This window comes from Cytobacillus eiseniae (assembly GCF_017874625.1).
Taxonomy (GTDB): domain Bacteria; phylum Bacillota; class Bacilli; order Bacillales; family Cytobacillaceae; genus Cytobacillus; species Cytobacillus eiseniae.
The window spans coordinates 111419-125698 of the sequence record NZ_JAGIKZ010000009.1 but is presented as its reverse complement, the minus strand read 5'-3'; the positions used below and the strand labels follow the sequence as shown (position 1 = coordinate 125698).

The following is a 14280-nucleotide window of genomic DNA, read 5'->3' as shown; positions in this document are numbered from 1 at the left end:
TGTCCCATAGGAGTGCTCAATGAGACAAAATAAGAAGAGAAGCCGAAGGAACTGTCCCATAGAAGTGTTCAATGAGACAAAATGAGGAAAAAAACCGAAGGAACTGTCCCATAGGAGTGCTCAATGAGACAAAATAAGAAGAGAAGCCGAAGGAACTGTCCCATAGAAGTGTTCAATGAGACAAAATGAGGAAAAAAACAGAAGGAACTGTCCCATAAGAGTGCTCAATGAGACAAAATAGTTAGAAAAACCGAAGAAACTGTCCCATAGGAGCAGCCCAAAGCAATACACCCGGCAAATAAAAAAACCACCCCATTGGGAAAGCACAATGAGATGATTAAACTTGTTACCTCTTTTCAATCGCAATAATAAAAGGTGGACTGTTCTGTTGATTAATAAATTGGTATTGCAAAACATGTGCTGCTTTTTGATCGATTTGTTTCACAAATGGAAGAAGGATATCTCTTTCCAATGCACCCTCTTCGTGTCCATGATAAATGACAAGTACGATAATGCCTTCAGGGGCCATAATCTCAAGAAGTTGTTCAATTGCAGAGATCGTTGTTACTGGTGTTGTGACAATTGATTTATTTCCACCAGGCAAGTAGCCTAGATTAAAGATGGCTGCCTTTATTTTTCCATGATGATCTTCTGGAATGTTATTTCGCAACTGTTCATGTCCTTTATGGAATAAAGTGACTCGTTCTAAAAGATTGTCGTTAAGTAATCGTTTTGTCGTATTAGCAATCGCTTCGTTTTGAATATCAAATCCGTATACTATGCCTGATTCACCAACTAATTTTGCGAGAAATAACGTATCATGTCCATTCCCAATAGTCGCATCCACAGCCAAGTCACCAGGTGATAATGCACTCGCTACTAATTGCCGTGCAAAAGGCAAAATTCCATCAAGCTTCATGCTTGAATCTCCATTTGGCTTGGCTTATAAAACTTGCCCTGCCAGCTATCTCTCCGCTTCAACTCTGCATCAATCGCATTAAGAACTTCCCATTTATTTACACTCCACATTGGACCAACCATTAAATCGATCGGGCCATCGCCTGTAATACGGTGAATAATCATTTCTGGCGGTAAAATTTCTAATTGGTCACATACTAAGCTTACATAGTTTTCAAAAGATAAAAATTCAAGCATGCCTTTTTCATATTGCTTCACCATTGGTGTGCCCTTTAACAGATGGAGAAGATGGATCTTGATTCCTTGTACATCTAACTTGGCCACCTCTTTTGCTGTCTCCATCATCATTTCCGGTGTTTCAAGCGGGAGGCCATTAATAATATGCGTACAAACACGAATGCCATGCTTACGAAGCTTCTCTACACCTTCAACATAGCATTTGTAATCATGTGCTCGATTGATCAACAGCGCAGTTCTCTCGTGAACCGTTTGCAAGCCGAGCTCTACCCATAAATAGGTTCGTTCATTTAGCTCTGCCAAATATTCAACGACATCATCTGGAAGACAATCCGGTCTTGTAGCGATCGATAAGCCAACAACACCTTCCTGCTGAAGCACTCTTTCGTACATATCTCTTAATACTTCTACAGGTGCGTGTGTATTTGTGAAGGCTTGGAAATAAGCCATATATTTGCCGTCTTTCCATTTATGATGCATTTTTTCTTTAATTTCATTAAATTGGGTTTCAAGATCATCGGCACGATTGCCTGCATAATCTCCTGAGCCCGCAGCACTGCAGAAAGTACAACCACCATGTGCAACAGTGCCATCACGATTCGGGCAATCAAAGCCGCCATCTAGTGCTACTTTAAATACTTTATGTCCAAATTCATTTCGTAAATGGTAATTCCATGTATGGTAACGTTTATCATCAGCTGCATACGGGAAAGGGTTTGTCTGATTCAATTCAGAAACCTCCTAAATATATATCTTGTCTTATCGTGCATAAAAATAATCATACCATGAAGTGAAAAGATTGTTCAAAGTAAAATAAAATTGCCAGTAATTTAAATAGTAGACAGTAAATAAGATGAACAAACTAATGATGAAGCATGTAGCTTCGAGTTTTCAACCCATTTTGTTGGCAGGAGGCGAAAGAATGGCAACTCGTGAATCGATGGATCAGCTTATTCAACAGTGCGAGGATGCGATACGCTTTGCTCATGATCAATACCAAGAGGGACGGATGCAGGAGCATTATAATGATGATGGGTATACAAATGCGCTCGTATCTCTAGAGGAAGCATATAATGACTTGGCTAAAATGGCGCTCAGTGCGAATTCCCAGCAACGTGAACAGCTTCACCGCATGAGGCTTCAATTACAGCAGCTTCAAAACCAAATGATTATTCTTCCTCATAACTAAGGAGGGCTAGGGATGGTTAAAAAACGATCAAAACAAAATAATCCTGAACAGAAAACAAGAAATGGCGTTAACAGCAATGATATCGAACTAGGCAGTGATTTTGACTTAGTAAAGCAAGCAAAAAAATTGTATGAGAAAAAAGGGCAGCCAGTAAAATCTAAATTTCATCCAGAATAAAATTCACCCTGTTGCTTTTGGCAGCAGGGTTTTTCAATGTCTGCATCATCTATCCGGCGTCAGTTTTCCCTATGAAAAGCTGATCTTAGTCGGCTCCGAAGTGTACTTCGATCGTTATTCTCTTTTTCCATAAATTTCTCCTCGTTCACAAAGTAGATAAGAACTTATCGTTTAATCGTGCTATAAGTCACAGATAAGGAAATGCAAAAAATGGTTTAAATAGAGTAAGCTAATTTAACTTAAATAAATATAGCCCCCTCCCTAATAAAAATTAGGTTTTATTGTTTAAGTTCACATGTGAAAACATTCACAAAATGTTCATAAAAGACAACAGCAAGGATGAAAGGGTGTCAAAAATGATAAGAAAATTCCTGACTTGGATAGGGATGCTCTTCCTGTTCCTAAGCATACTACCAGGACAATCAAATGCACAGGAAGAAACACCTATCTTAAAGATGGAGGAGTTAAAGGTTCAAGTCATGCCAGAGTATGCGAAGCATCCAGAGGATAAAGAGCAAGATCATCCTTCTTTATTAATTGGATACCATGGAACACTTGTAAATAATACAGATTCACCATTGAAGGGGCAGATTGAGATTCCGCTCCCAATGAATGAGGATGAGTTTCGGATTGGTTTTGTCGCTGATTATAATCGTAATTTGACAGAGTTGAATGAAATTGAATACGAGAAAGATCAGGATAAGGGCACGATTTCATGGGAAACAACAGAAGAAATCCAGCCAAATGAATCATATAAATTCGTTATCGAATATTATACAGCCCAATTGGTCGCTAAAGGCGAGTCAAAAAAGGCAACATACCAATTTAAAAGCTTTGCAAATATCGGACTTGTAAATGTTATTTTTCTAGAGCCATTAAAATCTGAACAATTCCAATTGACTCCTCCGGCAGATTCACATCAGGAGAATGGCTATGGAATGAATATGTTTTCATATCAGATTCAAGGAATGAAGCCTGATGACATAAAGGAATTTCAACTGGAATATACCCGTGCAGAAACAAGGACAACGATGGACATTATGGCAGAAATGACAGGAGATCCTGCACATGGGAAAGAGGCAGTGAAGCAAAATGAGACGCTTCCAATATGGCAGGTTATTGCTCTAGTCGGTGGAATATGCATTGTCGCTGCCGTTCTGATTCTTTTCCTTTTAAAAAGAAAGAAACCTATACAGAAGGCACAAGAAAAAGAGACGAAAGATTATGAAATAAAAAAACAACGATTACGAGCGATGCTTCTTGACGGAAGTATTTCTGAACAAGAGTATAACGAATTAATGAAAAAGGAATGAAGCGAAATCGCTCAAAATCTAGAGGAGGCTAAGAAAATGACGAAGAATAAAAAAATTGTTTTTGGATTGTCCCTTGTCGCTGCAGCGATCATGATTATGTTTTTTTCGACAATGCCTAGTGCGGGAAGTAAGGAAATAGCAATTGAGGAGCTTTTAAACAATAAAGACAGCTTTAAAGATGAATACGTCATGACACAGGGGCTGTTAATTGAGGATTCTGTTCAGTGGAATGCCGATAAAATTGAGTTGAGATTTGAAATAGTTGAAGATGGCAGAGACCGTATTTTACCCGTCATTTATAACGGTGTGAAACCTGATAATTTTTCTGAAGATGTAATTGTCATCGTCGAAGGCTTCTTAAATGAAAAAGGTGAATTTGAAGCAGAAAGGGTACAAACGAAATGCCCTTCAAAATATGAAGGCGAGGATCCAGAAAATTACGATCCAGAAATGCATCAAAATAGAAATAAGACAAATGAGGACTAATTAGACAGGCGGGTGACAACATGTATTTAATCGGCAATATTGCTCTCATCTTAGGCATTGTCATTTCGTTATATGCTTTAATTGCTAACATCATTGGGTTAAAAAGAAAAGATGAGAGATGGCTTGAGAGTGCAAGAGGAGGAGTCTTATCACTAGCATTTGTCGCAAGTATTTCAGCATTTCTCCTATTCTATATTCTTGGAACGAGTCAATTTCAATTTCAATACGTAGCTTCTTATACGAATAATGAACTGCCAATTATTTATAAACTGGCAGCATTTTGGGCAGGGAATGCAGGATCACTCCTGCTTTGGACATTCTTGCTAAGCATTTACACGGCAATCATTGTTTTAAATAAGAAAAAGCAAAACAAAATGATTCCGTATGTGTCCTCCATTTTATTAACGAATATTTTATTTTTCTATATTGTCATGGTGCTAAATGCGAACCCATTTGAAATGACAGATACGATACCACTAGATGGAAAAGGCTTAAATCCAATGCTTCAGAATCCTGGGATGGTCCTCCATCCAGTCACATTATATATGGGATATGTAGGATTAGCAGTTCCTTTTGCTTATGCGATCGCTGCATTGATTATGAAGAGAATGGATGCAGAGTGGATTAAATTAACGAGACGATGGACTTTAACGGCATGGTTGTTCTTAACACTAGGGAATATGATCGGTGGCTGGTGGGCTTACCTAGAACTTGGATGGGGTGGATATTGGGCATGGGATCCTGTTGAAAATGCTTCCTTCCTACCTTGGTTAACGGTATCAGCATTCTTGCATTCAATGATGATTCAAGAACGGAAAAACATGCTGAAAACATGGAACTTAAGCTTAATTATTTTATCTTATATTCTTACCCTTTTTGGTACATTCCTCGTGAGAAGCGGGATATTAACGAGTGTTCATTCATTCGGTGATAGCAATCTAGGAAGCTATTTCTTAATTTTTATGGCCTTCATGATGCTCTTTGCGATTTATGTGGTGGCCACACGTTATCAGCTTATTAAAAGTGACAGTAAGCCAATCGAATCGTATTTTTCTAAGGAAAGTAGCTTCCTTTTGAATAACTTCATTCTGATAACGGCCACTTTTGCTGTATTCTTTGGAACGATGTACCCCTTAATTTCTGAAACAATCACAGGAACGAAGGTAAATGTTGGTGCACCATATTTCAATAAGGTAATGGCTCCAATTATGCTTGTCCTCCTTCTTCTTATGGCCATTTGCCCATTAATCTCTTGGCAAAAAGCTGTGTTTGATCGATTTATTAGAAATACGCTCATTCCGCTGTTTGCAGCGATTGTTTTTGCCATCATTCTTGTTTTGATGGGAATAAAAGGGATATATGCGATTATTGGGTTAACGGTAACAGTATTTATGTTTAATGTTCATCTTGCTGAAATTTGGCGAGGGACACGTGCAAGACAAAAGGCAACAAAGGAAGGTTTTATAAAAGCGCTATTCCGATTAACAAGAAAGAATCAGCGAAGATACGGCGGATATATTGTTCATATTGGGATCGCAATTATTGCAGTCGGTGTCATTTCATCAAATGCCTATTCTGAAGAGGTGATGAAAACAGTCGGCCAAGGTGAAAGCTTCCAGGTTGGTCATTACGAGTTGACATTCAAGGAACTCACTGAAATTGAAAAGAACGGCAATGGCATTGTAACAGCTAATATGGATGTTAACTATAAGGGAAAAAGAAATGGAACGATTCACCCAGAAAAAATATTTTATGGCACATGGCCAGAGCCTTCCTCTGAGGTAGCCATCAAAACAAATTTGACAGAAGATTTATATGTCGTTCTTAGCTCATGGGAAAGCAAAGAAAAAGCAACATTTGTTATCAAGATCAATCCTTTTGTTAGCTGGATTTGGGCAGGAGGGATACTGATGGTTATTGGAACAGCGATTGCTTTAATTGGAGGGAAAACATCGGCAGCCTTCAGAATTGGAAGTCGGCAGAGAGGTGTCCGAGCATGAAAGAATTATCGAGAAGACAAATGATCAAATGCTCACTCGCTGCAATAGCCTCCATCATACTGATTGACTTAAGCATGAATGATAATAGCGTAAAGGCAAACGGAAAATATGATTATAATTCTAAGGAGTTTAAATCTATTATTAATCAGTTGGATATGCAGGGACATGCCGATCATGATTATTCTACTTGTTCCATTAAAAAAGTCTATTATGAAGAAGTTATTGAAGCTTTAAATCAAGGAAAGTCTGAAAAGGAAATCCTGCAATCATATGTGGATGAGTATGGTCAGGCAGCGTTACGAACTCCAGCGACTGAGGGGAGCGGGCTGATTGCCTGGATTGCACCTGCTTTCGGATTTTTATTAGGTGCAATCATTGTTGGATATGGAATTAAAAGGCTGACAAAGAAAAAAGACTGTACGGATGATCATTTAGATGCTGAAGAAATGAACGTATCAGAGACAGAAAAAGAAATTATCGAACAAACCTTTGAAGAAGAGCGGAAAAAGTACTTTTAATAAAAGGAAATGATATGTATGGATTATATTTTTCTAATTGTAGGCTCCATCGTGATTATTACTTGTTTTTACTTTATCATTGCCCCTTTTTTTGCGAGTAGTAAAGAGGAGGAAGAAAATAAGTCGGAGCAAGAAACGGAACTTCCTTTAGAGTTGATTTATGAAGCGGTCAATGAACTTGAGATGGATTATTTAATGAAGAAAATTACCAAGAATGACTTTGAAACGATGAAGCAGCAATATCAATCACTTGCTACAAGTTATATTAGGACAGATACGAACGAACAAGCATATAAGCCAAAAAAGAAACAAACGAATAATGAGGTTGATAAGGAAATTATTAGGGAGCTGAATAAACTGCGTAAGCAGAAGGGAAGATTGGAAGGATGAGTCAATCTCCTGCTTTTCACCCTGATTGGCTTATCTCCTTTTGGCTAAGGACACCCGTGCTAAATAGAATGGATCCTCATATACTCTTGATTATTTTGCTCATCGTAGTCGTTGCAATCATTATGTATAGACGCAGGTACAATCAGCGGCTGGAGCCGGATTCAGAAGAAAAGCAATTCCAGCTGCTTTTAAAGAAAAAGGCAATTATCGAAAAGCAAATGACTGAATTAGTGGAGCAAAAGAAGTTAGGTGAGTTAAGTGAGGAGCAGTATAAGAAAAATCTGAAGGAGTATGATCAGCATCTTGAGCGAGTCAAAAAAGAGCTGATTCGATTTACTTAGCTCACAACCTCTTACAGAAAGAGTTGGGTGAAATGCTTGAATTAAAAAATATCACAAAAGTTATTGGCGATAAGCTGATCTTAAGGAATTTCTCATTAACTTTGGCAAGAGGGGAAAGTGTTGCTGTCATTGGGCCAAATGGAGCTGGTAAGAGCACCTTTTTCAAGCTTGCTGTCGGTTTAATGCAGCCAACAAGTGGAGAAATCCACCTGAATCAAGCGCAAATAAAGAAGAAAAGCCTCCTGTTACAAAAAAAGATTGGCTACCTTGGTCATGAATCCTTTTTATATAATGCATTAACCCCTCGTGAAAATCTAGTTTTCTACGGGAAGCTCTATAAGGTGAAAAATATTGAAGAAAAGGTAGCGAATCTGCTTAAAGAAGTAGGGCTTCACTATTTTAAAGATATCCCGATTCGTTCGTTCTCTAGGGGAATGATGCAACGACTTGCGATTGCACGGGTCCTGCTAGCAGATCCTGAATACCTTTTTCTAGATGAACCCCACACTGGATTAGACCAGGAGGCAGTGAGCCTATTAAATCGGCTTATAGAAGAGAGACAGCGTGAAGGTATTGGAATTCTCTTAATCTCACATGATTTCGAGCAAGTGGTGAGTGTTTGTGAACGAGTACTTGTATTAAATAAAGGGAGAATCATTGAAGAGAGGCAGATTGATTCTGAAGAAGGATTAATGCCATTTAAGAATTGGTATGAAGCGGTGGTGAGTGGGAAGTGAAGACACTACTAGCAGATGCTCTAACCATTGCTGGAAAAGACCTGAGAAATGAATGGAAATCAAAGCAGACGATTGGCATGATGATTATTTTCTCCAGTCTTGTCATCTTAATTTTTAGTTTTGCTTTCGATCCAACGAATAATACAGTAAAAGCAATCATTCCTGGATTGATTTGGGTGATTACGATTTTTGCAGGCTTACTCGGATTGAATCGCTCTTTTATAGCAGAAAATGAGAATGATAGCTTAACAGGCTTAAAGGTGGCACCGATCGACCCGAGTAGTATTTTTCTTGGCAAGGTGTTAACGAATCTAGTACTTGTTACGACGGTTCAAATCATTAGTATACCAATGTTGTTCTTATTGTTTGATTATCGATTTCATGGTCAAATCATTTGGTTCCTGCTTATTGTTTTGATCGCTACGATTGGATTTATTGTGATTGGTACCTTTCTAGCAGCACTTGCGGCAAATGCAAAAAACAGTGAGATGCTTCTCCCGGTTTTGCTTTTGCCGTTGCTCAGCCCATTAATGATTGCAGCTGTTCAGGCAACGAGAATTGTCCTTGAACAAGAAGGAATAGCGGACGCTATCTCATGGCTTCAACTGATGGTCGGGTATGATCTGTTGTTTTTCGCAGCATGCTTTTTCTTATTCGAATTTTTGATGGAGGGATCGTAAATGAAACAACCGTCTATGTTAATGGATCGTGTGATGTATGCATTGCTCGTACCAGCGATGTTCATTTCGTTATATTTAATCTTTATTTGGTCGCCGATTGAAAAACAAATGGGTGCTTCACAAAAAATCTTTTATTTCCATGTCGGTACAGCTTGGGTTGCTTTCCTAGCATTCTTCGTTGTTGGTTATTATTGTGTACTTACTTTGAAGAAACCGACTGAATCTCGCTTTATTAATGCGGGGATCTCAGCCGAGATTGGTGTCATATTTACAACGATTACCTTGATATCTGGGATGATTTGGGGAAAATCAGCCTGGAATACTTGGTGGACATGGGAGCCGCGTTTAGTGACGGTTCTTATTCTCCTATTTATCTATATTGCTTATTTATTTATTAGGAAAATGGATGGAGCATGGGAAAGAATTGCAAAGCTGTCTGCTGTATTTGGCATCATCGGCTGTATTAATGTCCCCATTGTCTTTATGGCCATCCGTTGGTGGAATACGAAGCTGCATCCCGTTGTTTTCGGTGAAGGGAAGAATCAAAGCGGTGGTGGCGTCGAGCCAGAAATGCTCCTAACTTTACTGTTTTCTTTAGGGACTATTACTTTGCTTTATGTCTTCCTTATGCGCAAAGGAATTGAAATTGAGAAAATGAGGCTAACAGTTAAGAAAGCAAAATCAAAAGTAATCGAAAAATTAGCAAGCTAATTGGAGGCGGAAAAAAATGGGATACTTATTCATGGCTTACACAATTATTTGGGGATTACTAGCAGGGTATATTTTTATCCTTGGGAAGCGTCAGAAAGATTTGAAGAAAGAGCTGCAAGTACTTGAAGATTGGAATGCAGAAAAATAAAAAAGCAGGTGAATGGGATGAAAAAAAGACTGATTCCACTTGTGATATTGATAATGGCTGCTGGTGTTATTGGTGTCCTCATTACCGGGATGAGTGGGAAAGCATCTGCGAACCCTGGGGATGAAGCAATCGATTTTCAGTTAAAGGATATAGATAGCAAGGATTACAAGCTATCATCTTATAAAGGAAAAGTGGTCGTGTTGAACTTTTTTGCCACATGGTGCCAGCCTTGTATTGACGAGGCGCCAGAGCTAGAAGCATTTGGTGAGGAGTATGAAGGAGCAGAACTATTGCTCATTGCGAAGGGAGAAACAAAAAGTAGAATTGAAAAATATATTCAAGAATCGAATTCAAAACTCCCTTACTTACTAGATACGAAAGAAGAGGTTTCAAAAGATTACAATGTCATCGGTCAACCAGAGACGGTAATCATCAATGAGGATGGGATGATCATAGAGAGGTTTTCTGGACCGACAACTAAAGATCGCTTAATTGAAATCATTGAAAGTTTTCACTAATCCTTTGATTAAAATGCTGAAACAAGCGTTTTAATAAATATGTTTGCAGTTATTTTAAAGGAGGTGAAAAACGTGAGAAAGATACTTAAAAAGCTATTTGCCATTGATAAAAGATTATTACTATTTATCGGTTTATTTGCGGGAATCGTGCTATCAGTTGTCACCGTAAAGACTTTTGCTTATACAGATTCACCTGAATTCTGTCAAAGCTGTCATATTATGACGAGTGCGCATGATACATTTGCAGATTCCACCCATGCGACACTTGCTTGCAGTGACTGCCATTTGCCACATGATACACTCGCTAATAAACTTGTATTTAAAGCGAAATCCGGTCTAGGGCATGTATATTACAACACACTCGGGGTTGAGAAAATTCCGGCCGTATTAATTGCCACAGATGGCTCAACAGATGCCATTAATCAAAACTGTATTGATTGTCATGAAAGTACATTAAATAATGTATCCCATGATGCAAAGGACAGCTGTTCAAGCTGCCATCAGGCAATCCCGCATGGCAACGGTTTTAAAACAGAGGATTTCTTTAAACCACCGAAATCAGGTGAACTGTTAGAAAACAAAGGAGGTACGATGAATAATGGCTAGGAGATATCGATGGTTATTTCTTTCCTTAGCTGCTGTTTTGCTAATCATTACAGGCTGTTCAAGTTCAAATGAAGCGACGACTGCAGCTGATGGTGGAAAGACAGGACTATCTAAAGACGAAATCAGTAATGAAGCATTTAAAGAATTATTTCCTCTTCAATATGATAGCTATCAGAAAAATGGAGAGGATACGGAAGATACGAAGTATAGTGGTTCAGTGAAAAGAAGTAAGTTTGATGCAGACAAGGAGCCTTACCTACCGGTTCTTTTCAATGGATATGGGTTTGCAACAGATTACAATGAGGACCGTGGACATATTTATGCAAATGAAGATGTTCGCGCCACAGCTCGAATTAATGATAAATCGATTGGTTCTTGTTTAACATGTAAATCAACAGCCGTTCCACATATGATTGAAGAAATGGGCGATGACTATTGGGGCTCAAGCTTTAATGATGTCATTTGGCCAAAAGCAGAGTCAATGGGACATTCCCCAATCGGCTGCTCAGACTGTCATGATCCAGAAACAATGGATCTTCGCATTACCCGTCCAAGTTTTATTAAAGGGATGGAAGCACAAGGAATTGATATTTCAAATGCGACGAAAAATGATATGAGAAACTATGTATGTGCACAGTGTCACGTAGAATATCACTTTGCTGCAGATAATGGCGAGGTCACATTCCCATGGGAAAATGGCTACAAACCAGAAGAAATGTATGAATACTATGAAACAACAGCAAAGGAATCTGGATTTACTCAGGATTGGATTCATAATGTTTCAGGGACGCCAATGGTAAAAGCCCAGCACCCAGATTATGAAACACATATGGAAGGGCCGCACGGACAGGCTGGTGTGACATGTTCGGATTGTCATATGCCGTATGAACGTGTAGACGGCAAGAAGAAAATTAGTTCTCACTGGTGGCAGTCACCGCTTAAGACGATGGAGCAATCTTGTGCAACTTGTCATAGTGATCGAGACTTAGAGGATTTAGAAGATCGGGTCATGGGAATACAAGATACACATATGGAAGCTCTTCATAAAGCAGAGGATATTTCCATCAGTTCTCATTACTATGTGAATAAAATGATTACCTCTGGTGTAAGTGAAGAGAAAATTAAAGAAGCACAAGCACATATACGTAAAGGGCAATGGTTCTGGGATATTGTTGCTGCCGAAAGTGGAGCAGGTTTCCATAATCCTCAGGGAGCAATGGATTCTTTAAGAGTTTCAAGTGAAGAATCAAACATGGCCATCCAAATAGCGACAGAGGAGCTTGTAAAGAAAGGCGTAAATATTGAAGAACTAAAGGGAGAAATAGAAAAAGTGAAGAAGGCTGTATTTGAAGAAAAAGATCACTCCAATAAGAAAGTACATGCGACCAACAGTTACTTTCCAGCTCAACAGCCCCCTTCAAAATAGAAAAAAAGTAAGCTATGAAAACACTGTACAATGAAACTTGTACGGTGTTTTCTTTATTGTGGCAAAATGTTGAACCTGTGTCAATTAACTCACCCCATTTTCAAAATATTTCATAGAAACATTATTCTGAATACTTATTTTTAACTAACAGGCTAAATACTTATTGCAAGGACAATGAAAAAGCAATAAAATTTACTTTGGCATACGAAATAAAGAGGGCATTAAGTTCATTTGAATTGAAATAAAAGTAAATATAAATTTTGATATAGAAATGTCTAGCTCCAGCGCCCAGGGGTTCGAGGTTATAAGCCATTCCGTCAAGAAGGTTAAAGAACAACCTTCCTGCCGGCCTGTCTTGTGCTTGTCGTCCCTGACCAAGGCGCTTCCGCATTTCTATGAAAGGAGCGTTTTTATGCCTCGGACCTTATGGCTTTTAGTTATTGGGATGGCGGTGAATGTAACAGGCTCTTCTTTTTTATGGCCTTTAAATACGATTTATATTCACGATCATTTAGGGAAATCATTGTCTGTTGCTGGAATTGTCTTAATGTTAAATTCTGGGGCAAGCGTGATTGGGAATTTATTTGGTGGCGTGCTTTTTGATAAAATAGGCGGCTATAAGTCGGTACTGCTCGGCATAGGCATTTCGCTATTTTCTCTTGTCGGATTAACCATGTGGCATGGATGGCCAACCTATGTTGTCTTTTTAACGATTGCTGGATTTGGTGCAGGGATTATTTTCCCATCCATGTTTGCAATGGCGGGCTCTGTTTGGAAAGAAGGCGGGAGAAAGGCCTTTAATGCGATTTACGTTGCCCAGAATTTAGGGGTTGCAGTCGGTGCAGCGCTTGGGGGGCTAGTTGCGTCTTACTCTTTTCAGCTTATTTTCATAGCCAATACACTTATGTATATCGTCTTCCTAGTTATTGCAGTTTTGGGATATCGAGGAATTAATACTGTTTCAGTTACACAGAGTACTATTTTACAAGAGAAACCAGTTGTCAAAAATCATAGAAAGCTATATGCATTATTGGTTCTTTGTATTGGGTATTTATTATGCTGGGTTGGGTATGTTCAATGGCAGACGACAATTGCAGCCTTCACACAGGAATTAAATATTACTTTAAAACAATATAGCTTCCTATGGACGGTTAATGGTGCATTGATCGTTCTTGGTCAGCCGCTAGTCAATCTGTTTGTTAAGCGAATCAAGTCACTCAAAACACAAATTAATCTCGGTATTGTTATTTTTATTGGCTCCTTCGCCCTTACAGCTGGTGCAAAAGAGTTCCCAATCTTCCTTACAGCGATGATTATTTTAACAATTGGTGAAATGTTCATCTGGCCTGCTGTCCCAACAATTGCAAATGACCTGGCACCAAAGGGAAGGGAAGGCTTTTATCAAGGGATTGTAAATAGCACAGCAACTGGCGGGAGAATGATTGGTCCTTTACTAGGTGGAGTGTTAGTTGATGTTTATGGAACGTCCATGCTCTTTTCAGTTCTCATCGTCCTCCTATTCATCTCGATTTTTACTACTTTAATTTACGATCGAAAAATAAAAGAAAAGAAGCAATTAGCACATGCGTCGTAAGAATGATGGAAAAAGCAGTGGGAGAATGCCACTGCTTTTTGTGTTTTTTGGGAGAGCAGAAACGAAAGATCGAGAGAATAGTAATGAGATAAAATTCTGATGGTCAGAACACGATCAAGAAAAAGGAAAAAGTCCATCATCAAGGTGATGATGGACAAAACGTGGTCAGAAAACGGAAAAAGAGTCCGTCATCAAGGTGATGATGGACAAAACGTGGTCAGAAAACGGAAAAAGAGTCCGTCATCAAGGTGATGATGGACAAAACGCGGTCAGAAAACGGAAAAAGAGCCC

The 14280-nt window shown here is 38.8% G+C and carries 18 protein-coding genes; 16 read left to right on the top strand and 2 right to left on the bottom strand.

From position 1 onward, the window contains the following. Positions 1 to 346: 346 nt before the first annotated feature. Together mnmM and mnmL are read right to left on the bottom strand one after the other, a co-directional pair. On the bottom strand, positions 347 to 919 hold the full coding sequence (gene mnmM / locus J2Z40_RS10150; protein ID WP_066396982.1) for a tRNA 5-(aminomethyl)-2-thiouridylate-methyltransferase MnmM: 573 nt from the start codon (positions 917 to 919) through the stop codon (positions 347 to 349). Further along, complete coding sequence (gene mnmL, locus J2Z40_RS10145) at positions 916 to 1884, bottom strand: tRNA modification radical SAM protein MnmL/YtqA (RefSeq protein WP_066396980.1); 969 nt, start codon at positions 1882 to 1884, stop codon at positions 916 to 918. The genes mnmM and mnmL overlap by 4 nt, the downstream gene beginning before the upstream one ends. 193 nt (positions 1885 to 2077) lie before the next feature. Here mnmL and J2Z40_RS10140 point away from each other — a divergent pair, with 193 nt between their 5' ends. The 16 genes from J2Z40_RS10140 to J2Z40_RS10065 all read left to right on the top strand — a co-directional run bounded on the left by J2Z40_RS10140 (position 2078) and on the right by J2Z40_RS10065 (position 13989). Beyond that, complete coding sequence (locus J2Z40_RS10140) at positions 2078 to 2344, top strand: YtzC family protein (protein ID WP_066396979.1); 267 nt, start codon at positions 2078 to 2080, stop codon at positions 2342 to 2344. A 12-nt stretch (positions 2345 to 2356) separates the two neighbouring features. Then, the gene (locus tag J2Z40_RS10135) at positions 2357 to 2521 is read left to right on the top strand and encodes a glycogen biosynthesis protein GlgD (RefSeq protein ID WP_066396978.1); all 165 of its coding nucleotides are present in this window, start codon (positions 2357 to 2359) and stop codon (positions 2519 to 2521) included. 356 nt (positions 2522 to 2877) lie between these two features. Further along, a complete protein-coding gene (locus J2Z40_RS10130; protein ID WP_066396975.1) occupies positions 2878 to 3834 on the top strand; it encodes a hypothetical protein in 957 nt (318 codons plus the stop codon). Positions 3835 to 3870: 36 nt separating this feature from the next. After that, the gene (locus J2Z40_RS10125) at positions 3871 to 4320 is read left to right on the top strand and encodes a cytochrome c maturation protein CcmE (RefSeq protein WP_066396973.1); all 450 of its coding nucleotides are present in this window, start codon (positions 3871 to 3873) and stop codon (positions 4318 to 4320) included. A gap of 20 nt (positions 4321 to 4340) precedes the next feature. Then, positions 4341 to 6320: a heme lyase CcmF/NrfE family subunit gene (locus J2Z40_RS10120; protein ID WP_066396971.1), complete on the top strand. Its 1980-nt coding sequence runs from the start codon at positions 4341 to 4343 to the stop codon at positions 6318 to 6320. Continuing rightward, complete coding sequence (locus J2Z40_RS10115) at positions 6317 to 6838, top strand: cytochrome c-type biogenesis protein CcmH (RefSeq protein WP_083953946.1); 522 nt, start codon at positions 6317 to 6319, stop codon at positions 6836 to 6838. Before J2Z40_RS10120 ends, J2Z40_RS10115 begins: the two co-directional genes overlap by 4 nt. Positions 6839 to 6856: 18 nt before the next feature. Beyond that, entirely contained in the window at positions 6857 to 7228 is a 372-nt protein-coding gene (locus J2Z40_RS10110) for a hypothetical protein (RefSeq protein WP_066396969.1), read from the top strand. Then, entirely contained in the window at positions 7225 to 7569 is a 345-nt protein-coding gene (locus J2Z40_RS10105; protein ID WP_066396968.1) for a hypothetical protein, read from the top strand. The genes J2Z40_RS10110 and J2Z40_RS10105 overlap by 4 nt, the downstream gene beginning before the upstream one ends. Before the next feature lie 32 nt (positions 7570 to 7601). Then, positions 7602 to 8306, top strand: a complete 705-nt coding sequence (ccmA, locus tag J2Z40_RS10100; protein ID WP_066396966.1) for a heme ABC exporter ATP-binding protein CcmA — start codon at positions 7602 to 7604, stop codon at positions 8304 to 8306. Beyond that, complete coding sequence (locus J2Z40_RS10095; RefSeq protein WP_066396964.1) at positions 8303 to 8986, top strand: heme exporter protein CcmB; 684 nt, start codon at positions 8303 to 8305, stop codon at positions 8984 to 8986. The genes ccmA and J2Z40_RS10095 overlap by 4 nt, the downstream gene beginning before the upstream one ends. Further along, positions 8987 to 9697 carry a cytochrome c biogenesis protein gene (locus J2Z40_RS10090; RefSeq protein ID WP_066396962.1) on the top strand — a complete coding sequence of 237 codons (711 nt, stop codon included), beginning with the start codon at positions 8987 to 8989 and terminating at the stop codon, positions 9695 to 9697. A 16-nt stretch (positions 9698 to 9713) separates the two neighbouring features. Continuing rightward, a complete protein-coding gene (locus J2Z40_RS10085) occupies positions 9714 to 9845 on the top strand; it encodes a CcmD family protein (RefSeq protein WP_083953945.1) in 132 nt (43 codons plus the stop codon). A 17-nt stretch (positions 9846 to 9862) separates the two neighbouring features. Beyond that, complete coding sequence (locus tag J2Z40_RS10080; RefSeq protein WP_066396961.1) at positions 9863 to 10363, top strand: TlpA family protein disulfide reductase; 501 nt, start codon at positions 9863 to 9865, stop codon at positions 10361 to 10363. A gap of 72 nt (positions 10364 to 10435) precedes the next feature. Then, on the top strand, positions 10436 to 10969 hold the full coding sequence (locus J2Z40_RS10075; RefSeq protein WP_342590330.1) for a cytochrome c3 family protein: 534 nt from the start codon (positions 10436 to 10438) through the stop codon (positions 10967 to 10969). Next, entirely contained in the window at positions 10962 to 12395 is a 1434-nt protein-coding gene (locus tag J2Z40_RS10070; protein ID WP_066396955.1) for an ammonia-forming cytochrome c nitrite reductase subunit c552, read from the top strand. Before J2Z40_RS10075 ends, J2Z40_RS10070 begins: the two co-directional genes overlap by 8 nt. A gap of 412 nt (positions 12396 to 12807) precedes the next feature. Continuing rightward, complete coding sequence (locus tag J2Z40_RS10065) at positions 12808 to 13989, top strand: MDR family MFS transporter (protein WP_066396953.1); 1182 nt, start codon at positions 12808 to 12810, stop codon at positions 13987 to 13989. Positions 13990 to 14280: the final 291 nt, after the last annotated feature.